This window comes from Streptomyces sp. NPDC021356 (assembly GCF_040641015.1).
In the GTDB taxonomy this organism is placed as follows: domain Bacteria; phylum Actinomycetota; class Actinomycetes; order Streptomycetales; family Streptomycetaceae; genus Streptomyces.
On sequence record NZ_JBFACU010000002.1, the window covers coordinates 89139 to 109993 of the forward strand.

General features: G+C 73.3%; 19 protein-coding genes and 1 pseudogene. 6 read left to right on the top strand and 14 right to left on the bottom strand.

The annotated features are described in order from the left end of the window. Positions 1-9: 9 nt before the first annotated feature. The 5 genes from AB0G56_RS02575 to AB0G56_RS02595 form a co-directional block, all read right to left on the bottom strand. Positions 10-1095 carry an aminotransferase class V-fold PLP-dependent enzyme gene (locus tag AB0G56_RS02575; protein ID WP_360962468.1) on the bottom strand — a complete coding sequence of 362 codons (1086 nt, stop codon included), beginning with the start codon at positions 1093-1095 and terminating at the stop codon, positions 10-12. 89 nt (positions 1096-1184) lie between these two features. Next, positions 1185-1907, bottom strand: coding sequence for a DsbA family oxidoreductase (locus tag AB0G56_RS02580; protein ID WP_360962470.1), 723 nt, complete (start codon positions 1905-1907; stop codon positions 1185-1187). A 101-nt stretch (positions 1908-2008) separates the two neighbouring features. Then, a complete protein-coding gene (locus AB0G56_RS02585; RefSeq protein WP_360962472.1) occupies positions 2009-2539 on the bottom strand; it encodes a GNAT family N-acetyltransferase in 531 nt (176 codons plus the stop codon). Positions 2540-2632: 93 nt separating this feature from the next. Further along, complete coding sequence (locus tag AB0G56_RS02590) at positions 2633-3250, bottom strand: DUF1349 domain-containing protein (RefSeq protein WP_360962475.1); 618 nt, start codon at positions 3248-3250, stop codon at positions 2633-2635. A 66-nt stretch (positions 3251-3316) separates the two neighbouring features. Continuing rightward, the gene (locus AB0G56_RS02595) at positions 3317-4846 is read right to left on the bottom strand and encodes an aldehyde dehydrogenase (NADP(+)) (RefSeq protein WP_360962478.1); all 1530 of its coding nucleotides are present in this window, start codon (positions 4844-4846) and stop codon (positions 3317-3319) included. A gap of 199 nt (positions 4847-5045) precedes the next feature. On the opposite strand from AB0G56_RS02595, the gene AB0G56_RS02600 reads away from it, so the two are divergent. The 6 genes from AB0G56_RS02600 (at position 5046) to AB0G56_RS02625 (ending at position 10832) form a co-directional block, all read left to right on the top strand. Next, positions 5046-5819, top strand: a complete 774-nt coding sequence (locus AB0G56_RS02600; RefSeq protein WP_360962481.1) for an IclR family transcriptional regulator — start codon at positions 5046-5048, stop codon at positions 5817-5819. Positions 5820-5822: 3 nt separating this feature from the next. Beyond that, on the top strand, positions 5823-6293 hold the full coding sequence (locus tag AB0G56_RS02605) for a GNAT family N-acetyltransferase (RefSeq protein WP_360962484.1): 471 nt from the start codon (positions 5823-5825) through the stop codon (positions 6291-6293). Between the two features lie 161 nt (positions 6294-6454). Continuing rightward, entirely contained in the window at positions 6455-7174 is a 720-nt protein-coding gene (locus AB0G56_RS02610; protein ID WP_360962488.1) for a hypothetical protein, read from the top strand. Beyond that, positions 7171-8583: a histidine kinase gene (locus AB0G56_RS02615; protein ID WP_360962490.1), complete on the top strand. Its 1413-nt coding sequence runs from the start codon at positions 7171-7173 to the stop codon at positions 8581-8583. Before AB0G56_RS02610 ends, AB0G56_RS02615 begins: the two co-directional genes overlap by 4 nt. Beyond that, on the top strand, positions 8580-9311 hold the full coding sequence (locus AB0G56_RS02620) for a response regulator transcription factor (RefSeq protein WP_360962493.1): 732 nt from the start codon (positions 8580-8582) through the stop codon (positions 9309-9311). The genes AB0G56_RS02615 and AB0G56_RS02620 overlap by 4 nt, the downstream gene beginning before the upstream one ends. Before the next feature lie 72 nt (positions 9312-9383). Continuing rightward, positions 9384-10832 (top strand): penicillin-binding transpeptidase domain-containing protein, encoded by a 1449-nt coding sequence (locus tag AB0G56_RS02625; RefSeq protein WP_360962496.1) that lies wholly within the window; start codon positions 9384-9386, stop codon positions 10830-10832. Positions 10833-10886: 54 nt separating this feature from the next. Here the strand turns inward: AB0G56_RS02625 and AB0G56_RS02630 are convergent, their stop codons facing one another. The 9 genes and pseudogenes from AB0G56_RS02630 to AB0G56_RS02670 form a co-directional block, all read right to left on the bottom strand. Further along, positions 10887-11687: an HAD family acid phosphatase gene (locus tag AB0G56_RS02630; protein ID WP_360962499.1), complete on the bottom strand. Its 801-nt coding sequence runs from the start codon at positions 11685-11687 to the stop codon at positions 10887-10889. A 258-nt stretch (positions 11688-11945) separates the two neighbouring features. Then, positions 11946-13229 carry a pectate lyase gene (locus tag AB0G56_RS02635; protein WP_360963276.1) on the bottom strand — a complete coding sequence of 428 codons (1284 nt, stop codon included), beginning with the start codon at positions 13227-13229 and terminating at the stop codon, positions 11946-11948. 116 nt (positions 13230-13345) lie between these two features. Beyond that, positions 13346-13884 (bottom strand): annotated as a pseudogene (locus AB0G56_RS02640) (hypothetical protein). A gap of 8 nt (positions 13885-13892) precedes the next feature. Then, positions 13893-15281 carry a sugar ABC transporter substrate-binding protein gene (locus tag AB0G56_RS02645; protein ID WP_360963278.1) on the bottom strand — a complete coding sequence of 463 codons (1389 nt, stop codon included), beginning with the start codon at positions 15279-15281 and terminating at the stop codon, positions 13893-13895. 85 nt (positions 15282-15366) lie between these two features. Next, a complete protein-coding gene (locus AB0G56_RS02650) occupies positions 15367-16899 on the bottom strand; it encodes a glycoside hydrolase 43 family protein (RefSeq protein WP_360962502.1) in 1533 nt (510 codons plus the stop codon). Continuing rightward, the gene (locus AB0G56_RS02655; RefSeq protein WP_360962505.1) at positions 16896-17741 is read right to left on the bottom strand and encodes a PmoA family protein; all 846 of its coding nucleotides are present in this window, start codon (positions 17739-17741) and stop codon (positions 16896-16898) included. Before AB0G56_RS02655 ends, AB0G56_RS02650 begins: the two co-directional genes overlap by 4 nt. Beyond that, complete coding sequence (locus AB0G56_RS02660; RefSeq protein WP_360962508.1) at positions 17738-18955, bottom strand: Gfo/Idh/MocA family oxidoreductase; 1218 nt, start codon at positions 18953-18955, stop codon at positions 17738-17740. Before AB0G56_RS02660 ends, AB0G56_RS02655 begins: the two co-directional genes overlap by 4 nt. After that, positions 18952-19824, bottom strand: a complete 873-nt coding sequence (locus AB0G56_RS02665) for a carbohydrate ABC transporter permease (protein WP_360963281.1) — start codon at positions 19822-19824, stop codon at positions 18952-18954. Before AB0G56_RS02665 ends, AB0G56_RS02660 begins: the two co-directional genes overlap by 4 nt. An 8-nt stretch (positions 19825-19832) precedes the next feature. Next, a complete protein-coding gene (locus AB0G56_RS02670; protein ID WP_360962511.1) occupies positions 19833-20768 on the bottom strand; it encodes a sugar ABC transporter permease in 936 nt (311 codons plus the stop codon). Positions 20769-20855 lie beyond the last annotated feature (87 nt).

The window sequence follows — 20855 nt, forward strand, 5'->3', positions numbered from 1 at the left end:
CGTGTGCGCTCACCCGGCCAGGACGTCCAGCAGGCGGTCCACGTCCGCTTCGGTGTTGTACAGGTGGAAGGCAGCCCGCAGGTTGCCCGCGCGGGCGGACAGTTCGATGCCCGCGCCGCTCAACTCGCCCTGCCGGTCGCCGAGTCCGGGCACGGAGACGATCGGGGCCCCGGGCGCGGCGACCGGCTCGTGGCCCAGGGAGCGCAGTCCGGCGCGGAACCGGTCGGCCAGCGCCAGGTCGTGGGCGCGTACGGCGGCCACGCCCAGCTCCTCCACCAGTTCCAGGGACCGGCGCCCGCCCGCGTAGGAGAAGAGCGCCGGGCTCTCGTCGAACCGGCGTGCCGAGCGGGCGAGTTCGCCGACCGGGCCGTAGCAGCTGTCCCAGGGCCGCTCCCCCGCCACCCAGCCGGCGAACAGCGGCTGGAGGCCGCCGAGGTCCTCGGGGACGACCAGGAAGGTCACGCCCCGGGGGCACAGCAGCCATTTGAAGGCGACGGCGGCGACGTAGTCGTATGCGTCCGCGTCGAGGTCGAGCCACCCGGCGGCCTGGGAGGCGTCGACGTACGTGCGTGCCCCGTGCTCGCGCGCCGCCGCGCGCAGCGCGGGCAGGTCGGCGATCCGGCCGTCCGCCGACTGCGCGGCGCTCACCGCGACCAGCGCCGTCCCCGGCCGTACGGCCTCGGCGAGCTGCTCCAGCGGAACGCTGCGCACCTTCAGGTCGCGGCGCATGTGGAAGGGGTTCACCACGGAGCTGAAGTCGCCCTCGGCGGTGAGGACTTCGGCACCCTCGGGGAGCGAGGCGGCGATGACGCCGCTGTAGACGGCGACGGAGGCGCCGGCGGCCACCCGGTGGTCCGGCACCCGCGCCAGCCGGGCGAAACTCGCGCGGGCGGCCTCCACGTCGGCGAACATGTCGGTCGGCTGCCCGGTGGCCGCCGCCTCCACCGCGGTACGCAGGGCCGCCACCGTACGGGCCGGGAGCAGCCCGAGGCTCGCGGTGTTCAGGTAGGTGTTCTTCGGGGCGAACTCGGCACGGACGAGGCTCTCGAAGGTCTCCATGGGACCACTGTGCGGCCCCGGGAAGTCGAAGTCCATCGCGGATTTCTGCCCGGTTCCTCCAAGGGCCTCTTATGCATGGGCGCTGACCTGGGAGGATGCGCCCCCTGGCGGCGGCCGGGCCGGCCTCAGGCCTGCGGCACCGCGCAGCCGTCCGGCCCGCAGGCCTCGGCGCCGCCGTTCCCGTCCTTGAGCAGGGTCAGCGGTGCGCGGTCGCCCCATGCCTGGGTGAGGGCCTGCCCGAACACCTCGGCGGGCTGGGCGCCGGAGACGCCGTACGTGCGGTCGAGCACGAAGAACGGCACCCCCGTGGCGCCGAGCTGGGCGGCCTCGCGCTCGTCGGCGCGCACCTCGTCGGCGTAGGCGTCCGGGTCGGCGAGCACCGCCCGGACGGCGGCGGCGTCGAGCCCGGCGCCGACGGCCAGCTCGACGAGCCGGTCGTCGCCCTCGGCGAACACGGACCGCTCCTCGGCGAAGTTCGCCCGGTACAGGGCGTCCAGCAGCTCGTCCTGCCTGCCGTGCTCCTTGGCGAGGTGCAGCAGGCGGTGCATGTCGAAGGTGTTGCCGTGGTCGCGGTCGCGGGTGCGGTAGTCGAGCCCCTCGGCGGCGGCCTGGGCGCCGAGGTCGTCCTCTCCGGCCTGCGCCTGCGCCTGGCTCATGCCGTACTTCCTGGTGAGCATGGTGAGCACGGGTTCGACGTCGCCCTTGGCGCGCTGCGGGTCCAGTTCGAAGGAGCGGTGCACGACCTCGACCTGGTCCCGGTGCGGGAAGGAGGCCAGCGCCTTCTCGAAGCGGGCCTTTCCGACGTAGCACCAGGGACAGGCGATGTCAGTCCAGATCTCGACGCGCATGCTCTCGGCTCTTCTCCAGGTCGTACGGGGGCGGAGGGGGTCTCGTCGCCGATCCGTGAACGTTCAAGCAGCCGCGTTCATTCCCCGGTTCATTTCCCGGATCATTCCCCGGTCCGTTCCCCGGTCACGGTGAACCGCAGGTCCAGGTGGTGGTCGCCCTCGGCCGGCGGGTTCTCCGGGTCGGGGAACCAGCCCTGGCGGGCGTAGAAGGCCTGGGCGCGGGCGTTGTCCGCGTGGACGTCGAGGACGGCCGTGCGCCTGCCCTCGGCCCGCCACCGTTGCACGCAGGCCCGGTGCAGGGCCGTGCCGATGCCGGCCCGCCAGTGGCCGGGGTCGACGTGGAACTGGAACAGTCTGACCGTGTCGGCGCGCGCGCCGTCCGGGGTGCGGAAGGAGGCGATGCCGACGATCCGGTCCCCTTCGACGGCGCACAGCACCTGCGTCTGCGGGCGCTCGATGGAGCCGCGCCAGGCCTCGCGCCAGTCGACGTCCCCCTGCGGAACGCCGTCCGGGTAGTACGTCGAACGGGCCCGGAGGTGCAGGTCGGCGATGACCTCGACCTCGTCGGGCAGGGCGGCGCGGATCACCGGGGCGCCGTCCGCGCGTTCACCGCTCACGTGTTCTTCGATCATGCGGGAAAGGACGCCCCGGCGGCCACGGCCGGTTGCGGCCCGGCCCGGAAGCCGGCCCTCGCTGGTCCTGCCTGAAGCCGGCTCTCGCCGATCCTAGCTGCCGTCCCGCAGGTCCGCGAGTCCTCGCGGCCGGAAACCGATGTGGTCCCAGGTGACCGTGCACCCCTCCCCCACCGGCGACTGCGCCATGAAGCCGACCAGGGTGCCGTCCGCCTCCTCGGCCCCGTCCAGGGTGAAGACGCGGACGAAGGTCCAGCGCGCGCCGTCGCGGGAGGCGTGGAAGGCGAACGCGCGTCCGGTGCGGCTCACCCGCAGCCACAGCGAGTCACCGTCCACGGTGAAGGAGTTGGCGTCGTCGGAGTGCCCGCGGGTGACCACCGTGCACACGGTGGGCACGTCCGGGGACAGCTCCAGGCACAGCTTGGCCCAGGCCCGCTCGCCGACGTGCACGTAGAGCACGCCCGCGTCGAAGGCCGCGCCGAAGCCGACCGTGACACGGGCGACCAGCTGGAAGTCGCCGTCCGGGGCGCCGAGCAGGCGGGGGGCGTCGCAGGCGGGGTCCAGCGCCTGGCCGGCGGGCGGCACGAAACGGTCCTGCCCAGGGCCCGCCCGGCCGGTGAGGACCCCGTCCGCGCAGGACCACCGGCCGTCGGGCCCGTAGGGGCGCAGGGTGAAGGGGAGGGCGGGCAGTTCGAGGCGTTCGGCGTCCATTGCCGAAGTCTCCCAGCCCGCCTGCCGACGGCCCGCCGCGGGGCCGCCGACAGGCGCGCCCCGCCGTCAGCGTTCCAGGCGGCCGTCGTAGCGGCGCGGCAGGCCGAGCGGGTTGTCGTCGCGCAGTTCCGGCGGCAGCAGGGCCTCGGGGGCGTTCTGGTACGCCACCGGCCGCATCCACCGTTCGACGGCGGTGCCGCCCACGGAGGTGGACGTGGAAGTGGTCGCGGGGTAGGGGCCGCCGTGGTGCTGGGCCGGGGCCACGGCGACGCCGGTGGGCCAGCCGTCGACGAGGACGCGCCCCGCCAGCGGGGTGAGTTCGGCGAGGAGTTCGGCTCCGCGTCCCTCGCCGGCCGCCTCCTGGGCGGAGAGGTGGACCGTGGCGGTGAGGTTGCCGGGCAGGCGGGACAGGACGGCCGTGGCCTCGCTCTCGCCGGTGTAGCGGGCCACCACGGTGACCGGCCCGAAGCACTCCTCCAGGAGCAGGTCGTGGGCGCCCTCCGCGGTCAGCTTCCCGGCCGGGACGGTCAGGAAACCGGCGCTCACCGTGTGCTCGCCGCCCGCGCCGGGAGCCAGGGGGGACTCCACGTCGGGCAGGGCGGTGCGTTCGGCCACGCCGGCCAGGAAGTTGTCACGCATGCGGTGGTCGAGCAGGACGCCGTCGCCGGTGCCGCCGACGGCGTCCGTCAGGGACTTCACCAGGCGGTCGCCGGCCGCGCCCGCCGGGACGAGCACCAGGCCGGGCTTGACGCAGAACTGCCCGACGCCCAGGGTCATCGACCCGGCCAGCCCGGCTCCGATGGCCTCCGCCCGCTCGCCGGCCGCCGCCTCGGTGACGAGGACGGGGTTGAGGGAGCCCAGCTCGCCGTGGAACGGGATCGGCACCGGGCGCGCCGCGGCGGCGTCGAACAGGGCCCGCCCGCCGCGCACGGACCCGGTGAAGCCCGCGGCGGCGACCAGCGGGTGCCCGATCAGCTCGATGCCGGACCGGAAACCGTGGACCAGGCCGAGTACGCCCGCGGGGATGCCGTGCTCGGCGGCGGCGCCGCGCAGCACCTCGGCGACCTGCTCGGACAGGGCCGGGTGGTCGGGGTGGGCCTTGACGACGACCGGGCAGCCGGCGCCGAGCGCGCTCGCGGTGTCGCCGCCGGCGACGGAGAAGGCGAAGGGGAAGTTGGAGGCGGAGTAGACGGCGACCACCCCGAGGGGCACCTTGTAGCGGCGCAGGTCGGGGATGGGCGGGGTCGCCGTGTCGTCGGGATGGTCGATGATCACGTCGAGGAAGGCGCCCTCGTCGACGATGCCGGCGAAGGCCCGCAGCTGGTAGCAGGTGCGGGCGAGTTCTCCGGTGAGCCGGGCCGGGCCGAGCGCGGACTCGGCGTCGGCGGTCTCCACGAGCCGGTCCCGGGCCGCCTCCAGCCGGTCGGCGGCGGTGCGCAGGAAGGCCGCGCGGACGGCGCGGTCGGCGAGCGCGCCGCGCGCGTCGTGCGCGGCGCGGACGGCGGCGTCCACGTCCTGGGCCGTGGCCTCCACCGCAACCTGTTCGCGCTGCTTCCCGGTACGGGGATCGACACTCCAGACTGGTGCTGCTGCCACCGCGGTTCCCTCCACATGTGTTGCCGCTCTTGCTGCTCTTGCTGCTCTTGTGCTGTTCCCGCGGTTCCTGCCGCGGTACGTGGGCCGTATGCGGGCCATACGCAGGTCATCCACCGGAGTCGTTCGATATACTGAACGCCGTCTCTGATGATGAATGCACCAGGAGACTATTTCTCGTCGAACGAAGGGGTCAAGGGCGATGTCGGCAGGCGAGAGTGGCGGCGGGGCACAGGTCAAGTCCGCGGTGCGGACCGTGGAATTGCTGGAGTACTTCGCCGGCCGGCCCGGAATGCACTCCCTGGCCGCGGTCCAGGAGGCCGTCGGCTATCCGAAGTCCAGCCTGTACATGCTGCTGCGCACCCTCGTCGAACTGGGCTGGGTGGAGACCGACGCGACCGGCACGCGGTACGGCATCGGGGTGCGCGCGCTGCTGGTCGGCACCTCCTACATCGACGGCGACGAGGTGGTCGCGGCGGCCCGGCCCACGCTGGACCGGCTCTCCGACGACACCACCGAGACGATCCACCTCGCGCGCCTGGACGGCACCAACGTCGTCTACCTCGCCACCCGGCAGTCGCAGCACTACCTGCGCCCGTTCACCCGGGTCGGGCGCCGCCTGCCCGCCCACTCCACCTCGCTCGGCAAGGCCCTGCTGAGCACGTACACCGACGAGCAGGTCCGCAAGATGCTCCCCGAGGCGCTGCCCGCGCTGACCGAGCACACCATCACCGGCCGCGAGAAGCTCATCGAGGAGCTGCACCAGATCCGCGAGCAGGGTTTCGCCGTGGACCGCGAGGAGAACACGCTGGGCCTGCGCTGCTTCGGCGTGGCGATCCCCTACCGCACCCCGGCCCGGGACGCGATCAGCTGCTCGATCCCGGTGGCGCGTCTGACGCCCGCGCACGAGCAGATGGTGAAGGATGCCCTCTTCGACGCCCGTGACCGTCTGACGCTCGCCACCCGGAGGCTCTGAGCCATGCACGTCGCGCTCCGCGAGGTCCACGACAGCGACCTGCCGGTGTTCTTCCGGCAGCTGAACGACCCGGAGTCGCTGCGGATGGCCGCCTTCACACCGAAGGACCCGGCCGACCGCGACGCCTTCGACGCCCACTGGCTGAGACTGCGCTCCTCCGAGGACGTGCTGCGCACGATCCTGGCGGACGGGGACGTGGTCGGCAGCGCGGCGGTGTACGGCGAACCCGGCGAGCGGGAGGTCACGTACTGGGTGGACCGCGCGTACTGGGGCCGGGGCATCGCGACGGCGGCCCTGCGCACCCTGCTGACCGAGGTCCCCGAACGACCGCTGTACGCACGGGCGGCGGCGGACAACGCGGGGTCCCGCCGGGTCCTGGAGAGGTGCGGCTTCCAGCAGACCACGACGGCCCGCGGGTACGCGCAGGCGCGCGGGGAGGAGATCGACGAGGTGGTGCTGACACTGCGGGGGTGAACAGGGCCCAGTAGGAGTCCGGGCGTTCGGGGCCCCCGCGGTGGCGGCCTGGCCGGGCGGGGCGGGGTCCGTACGGAGGAGGCGGCCCTCCCCCGTGCGGCGGAGGTGGATCGTCGGCAGGTGGGAGGCGGGTCGGGCGGCCCGCGCGGGAGCGTGGGCGCATGGTGCGGTCATCCCTCCTCCGGCACTCGGACGCGCCCGTGTCCGCCGGCCTCCCGGTCGGCCGGTCCCGCCGTGCGCCGCGCGCCCCCGCCGCCGCGGCCTGCCCGCCGTACCCGTGTCTCAAGGCCGCCCGGACCGGCGGCAGTCACGTCCGCGTCCCGGGCGGCGGACCGCCGCTCGCCCACCGCACGACGGCGACCGCCGTCAACAATCTCCCTGTCCGCGCCCCGGCCCGGGTGCTCGTCCCGCCGGTGCGTGCGGTCACCGGGCTGCTCGCGCCGATCATGCCGGGATCCCCGCCGCGATCGCTCGCGCGGGCGGCGGACGGCACGGTGAACCGGTCGGGCAGGACCACGGGCCCCGGCCCGGGCCGAGCCGCCGACCGCGCCGCCGGCGGCCGCGTCCTCGACGTCACCGACGTCTGCTTCACGCCGGCCGCGGTCGCCGGCGCGTACCTGCCCGCCGGCCGGGGCGGACGGCACCTGCCGGGGAACCTCCCGCTCGCGGCGGCCCGGGCCGGCTCGGGCGTGCCCGCCGGCCTGGGCGGGCGGCCCACCCTGGCGTCCTCGCCCTCGCAGGCGGAACTCACCGACCTGCCCCCGCCGTTGACGATCCTCACCTACGCTGACCAGGTGATCGTCGGCTTGCAGGTGGCCGCCCCGTGCGTCCGCGTCCTCACCGGGCGCCCGGCGGAGCACCCGAACGGGCAGGTGACATGAGGAAGGCCCTCCGGCCGCTGCTCGGCCGCCGGGCGCGGCGCCGCTGGATCCACCTGATCCTCGGCGGCGCCCTCGCCGTGCCCTACGTGCTGGTCGGCACGGTCGTCGTCGGCCCGGTCATCGGCTCCTCCGAGGTGCTCACCTCCTTCCCGCTCCAGCTCCTCTCGTTCGCCGTCGGGTTGCCGCTGGCCGCGGTCACCTCGCTGTTCCCGCTGACCCGGCCCATGTCGGTGGCGACGGTGCGCGCGCTGTGCGGGGTGGAGGCGGCCCGGCTGGCCGAGGGGCCCGCCCGGACACGGGCCGCGAAGGGGCGTACGGCGGTCTGGTTCACGCTGCACCTGGCGCTCGGCGGCATCGTGTCCGGCATGTCCCTGGCGGTGCCGCCGTTCGGGGCGGTACTGGTCGTGCTGCCGCTCGTCCCGGGGCTGCGCGACACCCCGGCGCCCGTGCTCGGCACCTTCGACCGCTCCTGGGCGCCGCTGCTCGCGCCGGTCGCGGGTGTCGCGACGCTCACCGCGCTCGCCGCCTGCGCGGCGGGGTGCGGCGCCCTGCTGGCCCGCTGGGCGCCCGCCCTGCTCGGGCCCGGTCCTGAGGACCGGCTGGCCGCCGCCGAGGCCCGCGCCGCCGACCTCGCCGTGCGCAACCGGCTCGCCCGCGAGCTGCACGACTCGGTGGGGCACGCGCTGAGTGCCGTCACCCTCCAGGCGAGCGCGGCCCGCCGGGTGCTCGACACCGACCCGCGGTTCGTGCGCGAGGCGCTCGCCGCGATCGAGGAGACCACCCGGCGCACGGTCGGTGAACTCGACGCCGTGCTGGGTGTGCTGCGCGGCGGCGAGGCATCCGGGACGGCCCCGGCCCCCACGCTCGCCGACGACCTCGACGGCCTGCTGCGCCGCACCCGTGCGGGCGGACTGCGGGTCACGGCCGAGGTGGCGGCGGACACCGGGGCGCTGCCGCCGACCGTCTCCCGGGAGGCGTACCGCATCGTCCAGGAGGGGTTGAGCAACGCGCTCAGGCACGCGGGCCCGGGGGTCGCGGTCACCGTCCGGGTCCGGGCCGCCGCCGGCCGTCTGGAGATCGCCGTGGAGAACCCCGTCACGGAGGCCGTGCGCGAGGCGGCCTCCCGGCCCGGCGGCGGCCACGGCCTGCGCGGCGTCGCGGAACGGGCGGCGCTGCTGGGCGGAGCCGCGACCGCCGGACCGGCCACCGGGGTGTGGCGCCTGTCCGTACGACTGCCGTTGAACGAACCGGTCGAACCAGTCGAACCGACCGGAATCGACGGACTCGACGGACTCGACGGACCGAATGAACCGGATGAACCGGATGGACAGAATGAACCGGACGGGCCGGATGGACCGGGCGAACCGAACGGACTGGAACGACCGCGAGCCCCGGAAGGAACCACATGACCGCCGCGCCCGCCCCCTCACCCGAGCCCGCCCTCACCCCCGCGCCCGCTCCCGCGCCCACGCCCCCTCCCCCGCCCACGACCGCCCCCCTGCGGATCGTCCTGGCCGATGACGAGCGCATGGTGCGCACCGCGCTGCGCGCGATCCTCTGCGCCGAGCCGGACCTGACCGTCGTGGGCGAGGCGGCGACCGGGGCCGAGGCGGTGTCCGTGGTGCGGGAAGTGCGGCCGGACGTGGTGCTGATGGACGTCCGCATGCCCGGCGTCGACGGCATCCGGGCCACCGAGCGGATCCTGGCCGGCCTCGCCGAGCCGCCGCGCGTCGTCGTCGTCACCACCTTCGAGAACGACTCCTACGTCTACGACGCCCTGCGCGCCGGGGCCGCCGGCTTCCTGCTCAAGCGGGCCGACGCCGACACGCTGGTGCGAGCGGTGCGGCTGGTCGCGCACAGCGACACCCTGCTGTTCCCGGCGGCGGTGCGGGCGCTGGCCGTCGAGCACGCGCGCGGCGCCCCCGCGCCCTGGGTGGCGCGGCTCACCGGCCGGGAGGGCGAGGTGCTGCGGCTGATGGCGGCCGGGCTGACCAACGCGGAGATCGCCCGGCGCATGGAGGTCGGCCCCGCCACGGTGAAGTCGCACGTGGCGGCCGTGCTGGCCAAGACCGGCGCCCGGGACCGGACCCAGGCGGTCATCGCCGCGTACGAGGCGGGGTTCATGAACATGCGATGAGAAAACAGCGGAACAGGAACGATTCGGTCCGTTCCGTTCGTCGTCCTCACCGGGATGACTGGGATGAACGGGATGAACAAGACGATCAGGCGGTCCGCCGTCTTCACGCTGCTGCTCGTGATCGCCCTGCTGGCCAGAGCGACATGGGTGCAGTTCTACGACAGCAAGGCCCTCGCGGACGACAAGGACAACCGGCGCCGGGCGATCGAGACGTACGCCCAGCCGCTGGGGAACATCATCGTGGGCGGCAGCGCGGTCACCGGCTCCGCGCGGACCACGAGCGGCGACCTCGCGTACAAGCGGACGTACGAGGACGGCAAGTTGTACTCGGCCGTCACCGGCTACAGCTCGCAGGTCTACGGCGCGACCCAGTTGGAGGGCGTGTACCAGGACCTGCTGGACGGGTCCGACAGCCGGCTGAAGTCCCCGCTGGACACCGTCACCGGCAAGCGGGCCACGCCCGGGGACGTGATCACCACCATCGACCCGGCCGTGCAGAAGGCCGGTTACAAGGCGCTCGGCGACAAGAAGGGCGCCGCCGTGGCGATCGACCCGGCCACGGGGAAGATCCTCGCGGTGGTCTCCACGCCGTCGTACGACCCGACGGCGCTCAGCACCGGTGACGGCGGCGCCTGGAAGAAGCTCACCGAGGACCCCGACAAGCCGATGACGAACCGGGCGCTGCGCCAGCCGCTGCCGCCGGGCTCGACGTTCAAGCTGGTCGTCGCGTCGGCTGCGCTGGAGGACGGACTGTACGCGTCGGTGGACGTGAAGACCGACAGCCCGGACCCCTACCGGCTGCCGGGCACCACCCGCGACCTGGCCAACGAGAACCCCTCGGCACCCTGCGAGAACGCCACGATCCGCACCGCGCTGCAGTACTCCTGCAACAACGTCTTCGCGAAGATGGCCGTCGACCTCGGCCAGGACAAGGTGCGGGCGATGGCGGAGAAGTTCGGTTTCGACGACACGTCGCAGGACGTGCCCGTGCGGGCCTACACGAGCGTGTACCCGTCCGGGATGGACAGGTCCCAGACCGCGCTGACCGGCATCGGCCAGTTCGACGTGACCGCGACCCCGCTGCAGATGGCCATGGTGTCGGCGGCCATAGCCCACGGCGGCACCCTCGTCTCCCCGCACATGGTGTCGCGCACCACGGACGGCAACGGCGACGTGTTGCAGAACTACGACGACCCGGACAGCAAGCGGATCGTCAGCGCCGCCACGGCCGCCCAGCTCCAGTCGGCGATGCGGACGGTGGTCGAGCAGGGCACCGGCACGAACGCGCGGATCGACGGCGTGACGGTGGGCGGCAAGACGGGCACGGCGCAGCACGGCGAGAACAACAGCCAGGTGCCCTACGCCTGGTTCACCTCGTACGGCACGTCGGACGCCACCGGCAGGCAGGTGGCGGTCGCGGTGGTCGTGGAGCAGTCGGACGCGGCCCGCTCGGAGGTCAGCGGCAACGGTCTGGCGGCGCCGGTGGCCCGCGCCATGATGGCGGCGGCGCTACAGGACTGACGGCCGGGCGGGGTGCGCACGGGGGCGCCGCGGCGGGCGCCCCCGTGACGCCTGCTAGCCGACGAAGTAGGTCGGGTTGGGCAGCTTGTAGGTCCGGTCGGCGTACCCGCCCTCGAGGTCGGAGTACTGGTCGCCGAAGTTGGCGACGATGTCGTACCCGAGGCTCTCGATGTGCTTGCGGGTGCCGGACTTGAACTGCACGGTGGTGCACTTCCAGGCCCCCGGCGCGGCGCAGCCGCTCAGGTACGCGGGCGGGTTGGCCGCGTCCTTGAGGAACATGTGGCCGGCGTCGAGGTTCACATCGGCGCCGACCTTCTTCAGGTTCTTCACGGCGGCGGAGCGCTGGGCCTCGCTCAGGCCGGAGTTGTAGAAGACGGCGACGCCCTTCTTCGCGGCGTAGCGCACCAGCTCGGGGCTGCCGAAGACCTCCGGCCGGTCGGCCTTGTCGACGTAGGCGGCCCAGGTGGTGCCGTTGTAGCCGTAGTTGTTCTTCTTCTCGTAGTCCAGGCTGAGCAGCAGCGTGTCGTCGATGTCGAACACGACGGCCGGCTTCTTCCCCCGGTGCCCGTGCTGCGCCGCCCGCGCCGCCTTGTCGATCTGCCGCCGGGCCGCGGCGTCGATCCGCGCCAGGTCCTTCGCGTACGGGCTGTCCGCCGACGCCTGGTAGACGCCGTCGGCGTCCGGCGTCGTGCCGTAGTAGGTGTCGATGTCCTTGGTGAGCTGCCCGATGTTGTACGGCTCATGGGTGGAGTTGACGGTGGACTGCCCGGCGGTGGCGGCACCGGCGCCGTAGAGGACGCCGCCGGTGAGGGCGCAGGTGGCGGCGATCGCCGCGAGACGCAGTGGCTTATTCATGACAGGTTTCTACGCGCGTCACCCCCGTGGGCGCGAGCCTCGTTGCCCGATCGATATCTACCGGCGCCCGATCGGCGGACGGGCGGCCGGAGCTTCGCGGACGCGGGTCCGCGCCGACCGGCCCGCCGTCAGGAGCAGTGCCAGGGCGTCCAGTTGGCCAGATACGCCTCCCGCGTCGCCGCGCTCGCCTTCGGGAAAGTTCCTGACGGGTGGGGGCCGGGGCGGTGCGCGACCGCCCCGGCCGGTGTCCTGGAGACGTCAGCGCAGGTGTCCCGCGCCCGCGCGGTGGTCGACGAGGGCCGGGACGGACCGCGGGGGGTCCACGTGCGTGCGCAGGACCGGGGTCCAGCCCGCGCCCGGCTGGAGGACCTCCGAGGGGACCTCGGCGTTGTGGACGGCGATCAGGTCGGTGCGCCTGCCGTTGACGTAGTTGTCGGCGGCCGTCACCGGGGCCTCCTTCCACTTCTTCAGGATCAGGCCCGCGCCGACTTTGCCGGGCAGCGTGAAGGCGTTGTGCTCGGCGACGAGTTGCGACTCCATGCCGATGCCGTAGCTGTAGCCGTAGCCGGCGCCCGCCACGAAGTGGTTGTCGTAGGAGTCGACCTGGCCGAAGCGGATCCGCGGGGCGCGCTCGACGAGGTCGGCGAAGAGGTTGTGGTGGAAGGTGACCTTCAGGTGGCCGCGGTCGACGGCGGCGGTCGCGGCGCTGTCGCTGTTGCCGATCAGGATGGTCTTGTCGTGGTCGGCGAAGACGTTCCAGGACGCGGTGACGTAGTCGGCGCCCTTGACGATGTCCAGTTCGCCGTCGTGCTGTTCGTAGATCCGGCCGTAGTAGTGCGGCAGGGTGCTGTCGGGGTGGTCGCCGTCGGTGAAGGTGTCGTGGTCCATCCAGACGTGGGTGGCGCCGTAGACGACCGCGCTGTCGTACTCGGAGTTCCAGTTGCCGTCGGCGGTGTCGGTCGGGTCCCACTGCGGGAAGCAGTCCAGCGGGCTCTCGAAGGTGAGATTGCGGACGATGACGTCGTCGACGCCCTTGACCTGGAGGCTGGCGCCCTTGAACCCGGCGTCCTTGCCGACGCCGATGATGGTGGTGTGGGCGGGGACGTAGGCCTTGACGAAGGCGTCCTGGCGTGCCTGCGAGGCGCGGCGCAGGCCCTCGGGGCTGCCGTCCGGCTCCGCGGAGAGGTCCTTGTCGCGGCCCCAGGTCTCGGGGGCGTACGTCTTCAGGTACGTGGCGAAGTCGTAGCCGGGGACGGCGAAGGAGTCGCAGCCCGGACCGTCCGCGTCGATGGTGCCCTTGACCTTGATGATCTTCGGGGCGTCCCCGGCGGCGGCGAGGGCGGCCTTGAAGGCGTCCCAGGTGGTGACGGTGTAGACGTGGGCGGCGTCGGCCCGCGCGCCGCCCGTGGTGCCGGTGCCGTAGGAGCCCCAGCCGTCCTTGGCGGCCAGCGTCTGACGGGCGGGGTCGGTGTCGTGGCCGGCGTGGCGGGGCCGGGCGGTGGCGGTGGCGGTGGCGGCCAGCACCAGTGCCGCGCAGGTCACGGCCACCGCGGCCGCCCTGCCGACGCGGGCCACGGACGTTCCGCTGTCGTGACCCACGGGCCCATAAATGACGCGATCATGACATTCAGAGGTAGGCACTGTGCGGTTCTCCTCGTTTACGGGGCCGAAGCCGGCCAGGTGATCCAGGACGGGGGAATCTCCTCGTGCAACCGGACGACGTCGTGCGGCGCGAGCGCACGGGTGCGCAGCAGCTCCCGGGCGGCCGGCCGCGCCACGGCGATCGCGCCCGGCGGGTCGAAGTGCGTGTTGTCCTGCTCGGTGGCGGTCCGGTTGAAGTACGGGCCGGGTCGGCGGCCTTCCCGTCGTTGTGCGCGAACTGGACGAGCAGGACGTCGTGCGGACGGATCACGGAGAGGATCGCCGCGAGCCGCCCCTCGTCGGCGAAGCTCTTCGAACTCCGCCCGTTCACCGCGTGGCCGGCGACCCGCACCCCCTCGCGGAGGAAGAACGGCAGGGCCGTGCCCCAGCCGGTCTCGGGGGCCTCCTCGGCGTACTTCTGGGCGGCGGTGGAGTCGCCGGCGAGGTACAGGGTGCGGGGGCGGCGGCCGGCGGCCCGCGCCGTGCCGGGCGCCGCGAGCGCGGCGGGCACGGCGGCGAGGGCCGTGGCGGTGGCCTGTCTGCGGGTGAGTGACACGGCGCCGGTCAGCCCTTCTGCTGCTTCCACTCGGCCTGCGCCTTGTTCAGCTGGTCGGCCAGCGTGTCCAGGAACTGCTTCGCGGTCATCTTGCCGAGCAGCAGCTTCTGGAAGTTCGGCTCGTTGTCGGCCTTGGAGATGGTGTTCCAGTCGGGCAGGTAGTACGGCAGCTGCACGATCTTCGTGCTGCCGCCGTTGAGCGCCTCGGCCGCCAGCTTCGTCGGCTCGGACCGCTGGATCCAGGCGTCCTTTGCCGCGTCGGTGTTGGCGGGCACCTGCCCGGCGGACTCGTTGAACTTGGAGTTCTCCGCGGCCGAGACGGCGAACTCGATGAACTTCCAGGCCGCCGCCTTGTTCTTGCCCGCCTTGAAGAGGCTGAGTCCGTCGACCGGGTTGGAGACCTGCACCCGGGTGCCGTCCGCCAGCGTGGGGTTGGGGACACCCCGGAACTTGTCCTTGCCCAACGCCTTGAGGTGGTCCTGGTACGAGCCGAGGTTGTGGCTCAGCATGCCGATGGTGCCGCTGTCCCACTGGGCGACCATCTTGGTGAAGTCGTTGTTGACGTCGGCGGACGGCGTGTCCTTCTTGTACAGCGCGACGTACTTCTCCAGGGCGGCCACGTTCTTCGGGTCGTCGACGGTGGTCTTGTCGCCGTCCCAGAACGAGGTGATGCCGCTCTGCCCGTACACGGCGTCCAGGGCCGGCGCGATGGCGCCCTCGCCGCCGCGGATGGTGAAGCCGAACGCGTTCCTGCCCTTGTCGGTGAGCTTGTCGGCGGCCTCGTAGAACTTCGGCCAGCTGGCCGGCGCGTCGAGACCGGCTTTCTGGAACAGGTCCGTGCGGTACCACAGGGTGCCGTTGTTCACGGAGGTCGGCACCTGGTAGAGGGTGTCGCCGCCGCCCGCCGCCTTGCTGACGCCGAGCAGGTTCCGGCTCAGCTTCCCCTTCAGCGTGCTCTTCTCCAGCCGCCCGTCCAGCGGCTCCAGCGCGCCCTGCGCGGCGATCTCGGCGAGCATGGCGGTGCCCACGCCACCGACGTCGGGCAGCCCGCCGCCCTGGATCGCGGTGTCGTACTTGGACTGGGCGCTCGCGGCCGGGATGCCGACGTAGTGGACCTTGATGTCCGGGTACTTCTTCTCGAAGTCGGCGATGACCTGCTTCCAGATGTCGGTGCGCACACCGCCGTTGTTGTCCCAGAAGGTGATCTCGCCCTTGCCGGACCCCTCGGCCCCCTTGGCGCCGCCCGCGGCGCTGCCGTCGTCGCCGCAGGCGGTGGCGGTGAGCACGAGCACGGAGCCCAGGGCGACGGCCGCGGCGGTGCGGCGCCTGCTCCGGTGGAAGGTGGTCCGCTCTGATCGGCTCTTCGTCGATCGGCTTCTCGTCGTTCGGCTGTTCATTGATCGGCTGTTCATCGTTCGGCTCTCTTCTTCCGGATGCGACGCGGGTCGTGCGGCGGTGAGCTGGTGAGCTGGGGCGGGCGCCTTACGGAGCGGTGACGCGGAAGCGGGTGAAACCGGCCGTGCCGGCGTGTCCCGGCCCGGCGGGCGCGCACGCGAACAGGCCGAGCAGCGCACCCACCCAGCGCCAGGGCGTGGCGGCGAAGACCTGGCCGGAGGGCCGGAAGCCGTCGCCGAGGTCGTAGGAGAACCGGCAGCGCGCCCCGGCGCCGACCTCGACGCGCAGCCGCACCCGTCCTGCGGGGGCGGGCCGCGCGTGCCCGGCGTCGCGTTCGCCGCCGGCCTCCTGTTCGGCGAACCGGTGCACCAGGCGGACGGTGCCGTCCTCCTCGCGCCGCAGCCCGATCCAGGTGTACGCGTCCCCGAGGACGGCGAGTCCCGCCCGCGCCCCCGCCTCGGGGCTGTCCAGGCGCAGTTCGGTCTCGACCGCGCAGGGCCGGCCAGGCAGCCGCTGGGTGAGGACGTGCGGCAGGGCGCGCAGGTCGCCACAGGCCTGCGAGCGCACGCACGTCAGCCGGAGGCCGTCGCCCGAATGCTGGGTGGCCCAGCCGTCCCGGGGGTTGGCGGTCCACTGCCACTGCCGGCCGTACCGTCCGCCGGGGAAGTCGTCGTCGGTGGCCGGCGCGGCGGGCGGCTGCGGCGGCAGGGCGGGTTTGCGGTGGGCGGCGACGGGGGCGCCGTCGTCGCCGATGACCGGCCAGCCCTCCGCGCGCTCCCAGCGCATCGGCTGGAGGTGGACGACCCTGCCGTACGCGCCGCGCTGCTGGAAGTGCAGGAACCAGTCCTCGCCGTGCCGGGTGCGCACCCAGCCGCCCTGGTGGGGGCCGTTGACGTCGGTGTCCTTCTGCTCCAGGACGACCCGGTGCTCGTAGGGCCCGAAGAAGCCGCGCGCGCGGAAGGCGCCCTGCCAGCCGGTGCCCACTCCCCCGGCGGGGGCCAGGATCCAGAACCAGCCGTCGTGCCGGTAGAGCTTGGGGCCTTCGAGGGTGAACCAGCCGGGGATGCGGTCGGCGTCGACGATCACCTTGCCCTCGTCGAGGACTTCGGTGCCGTCGGGGCGCATACGGTGGCCGGTCAGGCGGTTCTTGACCCCGGAGCGGGAGCGGGCCCAGGCGTGCACGAGGTAGGCCTCGCCGCTCTCCTCGTCCCACAGCGGGCACGGGTCGATGAGCCCCTTGCCCGCCTTGACGAGGTGGGGGCGGGTCCACGGGCCGCGGAAGGCGGGGGCGTTGACCTGGTAGATGCCGTGGTCGGGGTCGCCCCAGAAGATCCAGAAACGGTCGTCGTGGTGGCGCAGGGACGGTGCCCAGACACCGCGGTCGTGGGCCGGGGCGCAGAACTCGGCGGCGGGTTCCAGGCGTTCGAGCGCGTGCCCGACCAGGGTCCAGTTGACCAGGTCGCGCGAGTGCAGCAGCGGCAGGCCCGGGGCGCGGCCGAAGCTGGAGGCGGTGAGGTGGTAGTCGTCGCCGACGCGCAGCACGTCGGGGTCGGACCAGTCGGCGTCGAGGACGGGGTTGGTGTAGATGCCGACGCCGCGGTCGGCGCTGGGCAGGCTCACTCGGTCACCGCCTCGCGGGCCAGGGCCGCCGCCTCGTCGCGGTCGAGCCGGCCGTCGGCGACGACGGTGACGATCCGGCGTACGACACTTCGACCGGGTTCGACGGGAAGCCGCTCGGCGGCGGCCAGCGAGGAGCCCACGCCCGGGTACTCGGCGGCCCGTACGAACCAGGGGTCGCGGCGGGTGGTGCCGCTCGCACCGGCGAAGACCAGGGTCCAGGTGCGGCCGGCCAGGGCGAGCCAGTCGGCGCGGGTGCCGTGCACGGCGGCCTCGCCCTCGCCGTCGGCGGTGAAGGCGTGCGGGGGCTCGTCCTCCTTGCGGGCCCGCCAGAAGAAGCCGCCGTAGGCCGCGCCGGGGCGCCCGTTGGTGGCGGGGCTGCCGAGGGAGAGCGTGGCGCTCGTGATGTTGGTGAGGCAGAAGGTGAGGTCCAGCGACCAGGCGGTGCCGGTGAGGGGGCGAGCGGCGACGGTGCGGCGCTCCCTGAGCAGTTCGCGGCCCGCGGCGACCCAGCGCAGCTCCTCCGCGAAGCCGTCCGGTTCGCGCAGCGGGAAGCCGGTGTGCCGTTGCGCGCCGTGGTTGTCGAGTTCGGCCGGCCCCCGGTCGCGCACGAAGGTGCGTCCGCCCCAGAAGTTGTGCCCCTCCACGTCGGGGACGGCGACACCGGCGCCGAGGTGGTGGAGGTGGTCGGCGGGGCCGCGCTCGGTGACGGCGGTGCCGGACAGGGTGGTGACGGGGTGCAGGTGGGGGCGGGGGGCGAGCCGGTCGGGCAGTTCGGGCCGGGTGACGTAGCGGGCCACCGGGCGGCCGGCGATCCGCAGCACCGGGGAGTCGTGCGGTGTCATCCGAGGGTCGCCTCCTTCGGCCGGGCCCAGGCGGCGCCCAGTTCGGAGTAGAGGGAGAGGGTGTCGGCGGCGGCGGTCACCAGCCCGTCGACGCCCGGCACGGTCCGGCGGTGTCCGCCGGGGGCCGTGCGCCACGCTCCGGCGGGCAGTGCGGCGGGCTCCGGGCCGGTGCGCACGGCTTCGACGAGCCGCATGAAACCGCCCGTGGTCTCGGGCGGGACCAGGAGTCGCGCACCTGTGGCGAGATGCGCGAGGAGGTTCTCCAGCAGGTCGGTGCGACCGTGGCGGAACTCCTGCGGCCCGTGGCCCGCGCGTTGCAGCAGCACCCGGTCCTGCTTGTACCAGAAGGTGATCCGGCCGCTGGTGCCGTGCACCATGACGTACGGCTCGCCTGGGTGCTCGGCACACAGGGTCGCGGCGACGGTGACCGGGCCGCGAGCGGTGGTGAGGCGGGCGCAGGAGGTGTCGTCGGACTCGATGGCGTTGGCCCGCCACAGCTCGGTCTCGACGCCGGTGACGTCATCGGCTCCGGTGGTCGCGAGCAGGGCGAGGGCGGTGGCGGTGATGTGGGCGAGCGGGTTGGTGAGGACGCCGTCGACGACGTCGGTGCCGCCCAGGCGGCGCCTGCCCGCCCAGGGCGCGCGCCGGTAGTACGCCTCGTCACGGGCCCACGCGCCGGCGCCGCCCGCTCCGGTGACCTCCCCGATGGCGCCCTCGGCGATCAGCCGCCGGACAGCGGGCACGGCGTGCGAGCCCAGCGACTGGAAGCCGATCTGGCAGGCGACGCCGGCCTGCCGGACCCCGTCGGCCAGGCGCCGGTACTCGGCGAACGACGGCGCGGGCGGCTTCTCCAGCAGCACGTGCACGCCGCGCGCGGCGGCGGTGAGCGCCAGGTCGGTGTGGGTGGGGATGGGGGTGCACAGCACGACGACGGCCGCGCCGGTGGTGTCCAGCAGGGCGCCGAGGTCGGCGGACTGCGCGGGGGCGCCGAGCCCTTCGGGGATCTCGTCGGCGCCGAGCGGGGTCAGTTCGCAGATGCCGGCCAGCCGGACGCGGTTCTGCCGCTGGAGGCGGCGGATGTTGTCGAGGTGCCGGCGGCCGTGGCCCCGGGCACCCGCGAGCACGACGGGCACGGGCGCTGACTCGGGAGCGGGCGCGGGCGCGAGCGCGAGCGCGGGGACGGAACCGCGTACGGGCACGGATTCGGTGGTCATCCCTTCACCGCCCCCGCGCTGAAGCCGGTGATCAGCCACTTCTGGATGAAGGCGAAGACGACGACCACCGGGACGGCGGCGACGATGCCGCCCGCGGCCAGCGCGCCCAGATCGACGCTGTCCGCGCTCATCAGGGTGTCGAGGCCGACGGGGATGGTCTGCTTGCCCTGGTCGGACAGGAACATCAGGGCGAACAGGAAGTGGTTCCAGGCGTGCACGAACGCGAAGGAGCCGACGGCGATCAGGCCGGGCCGCAGCAGCGGCAGCACGACGATCCGGAAGGCGGCGAACCGGTTGCAGCCGTCCACCCAGGCGGCCTCCTCCAGGGAGGGCGGCACGTTCCGGATGAAGCCGCTGATCAGGATCATCGACAGCGGCAGCTGGAAGACGGTCTCGGCGATGATGACGCTGCCCAGCGAGTTGATCAGGGACAGCCTGGCGAAGATCTGGAAGAGCGGGACCAGCAGCAGCGCACCGGGGACGAACTGGGAGCACAGCAGCCCCAGCATGAACGCCCGCTTCATCCGGAAGTCGAACCGGGCCAGCGCGTAGCCGCCGGCCAGCGCCACGACCGTGGTGAGGACCAGCGTCGCCAGGCCGACCAGGACGCTGTTCTGGAAGTAGGTGCCGAAGCTCCGCTCGGTCCACACCTTCTCGAAGTGGTCGAAGGTGACCGGCCAGGGGACCAGGGACGTGGAGCCGGCCGGGCGCAGCGCGAACAGCAGGATCCAGTAGAACGGGACCAGGGTGAAGACCAGGTAGACCGACAGCGGCAGGTAGATCTGCCAGCGCGGCACCTCGTCCCAGGCCCGGCGCCTGCCGCGGGGCGGCGGGGGCGCGGGGGCCGCCCGTTCGGGCGCGGGGGCGATCTCGGTGATCACTTCTCGTCACCTCCGAACTTGCTCAGCCGCAGATAGACGATCGAGCAGAAGAGCAGGATCACGAACGCCACCGTGGTCAGGGCGGAGGCGTAGCCGAAGTTGTGGGCGTCGACGCTGGTGTTGGCGATGTAGAGCGGCAAGGTGGTGGTCTCGCCGGCCGGGCCGCCGCCAGTGAGGGTGTAGAGCAGGTCGACGTTGTTGAACTCCCACACCGCGCGCAGCAGCGTGGACAGGACGATGGCGTCCTTCAGGTGGGGCAGGGTGATGTGCCGGAACTGCTTGAGGCGGCTCGCCCCGTCGACCTCGGCGGCCTCGTACAGGTCCCGGGAGACGGACTGGAGGTCGGCGAGGATGAGGATGGCGAAGAAGGGCACGCCCCGCCACAGGTCGGCGACGACCGCCGCGGGGAAGACGGTGGAGGTGTCCGACAGCCAGCTGGTGCCGTAGGAGCCGAGGCCCATGTCGGCGAGGTAGCGGCTGATGCCGGTCTGGGAGTTGAAGAGCAGCACCCAGATCGCGGAGGTGAGCACGCCGGAGACGGCCCACGGGGAGAACACCAGCGCCCGGCCGAGCGAGCGGCCCACGAAGGTCTGGTTGACGATCAGGGCGAGGGCGAGTCCGAACAGCAGCTGGAGCCCGACCTCGACGACGACCCACTTGGCGCTGAAGGTCAGCGTGTCCCAGAACTGGGGGTCGTGGCGGAAGGCCTGAGTGAAGTTGCCGAGGCCCGCCCAGCCGTTGCGCCACGGTTTGGTGGGGTTGTAGTCGCGCAGGCTGTAGTAGAAGACGCTGAGCACCGGGTAGGCGATGAAGCCCAGCATGAGCAGGGCGGCCGGGGCGATCAGCAGGTACGGGAGCCTGCGCGGGGTGGCGGAGGCCCGGCGCCGCCGGGGTGGCGCGGGCGGCTTCGCCACGGCTGCGGCTTGGGCCATGGATGTTCTCCGTTCGCAGTGGGGCGGATACAGCGCGTGCGGGAAGCACTTGCTGTGTACACATGACCGAGGAGCTCCCCCGGGCGC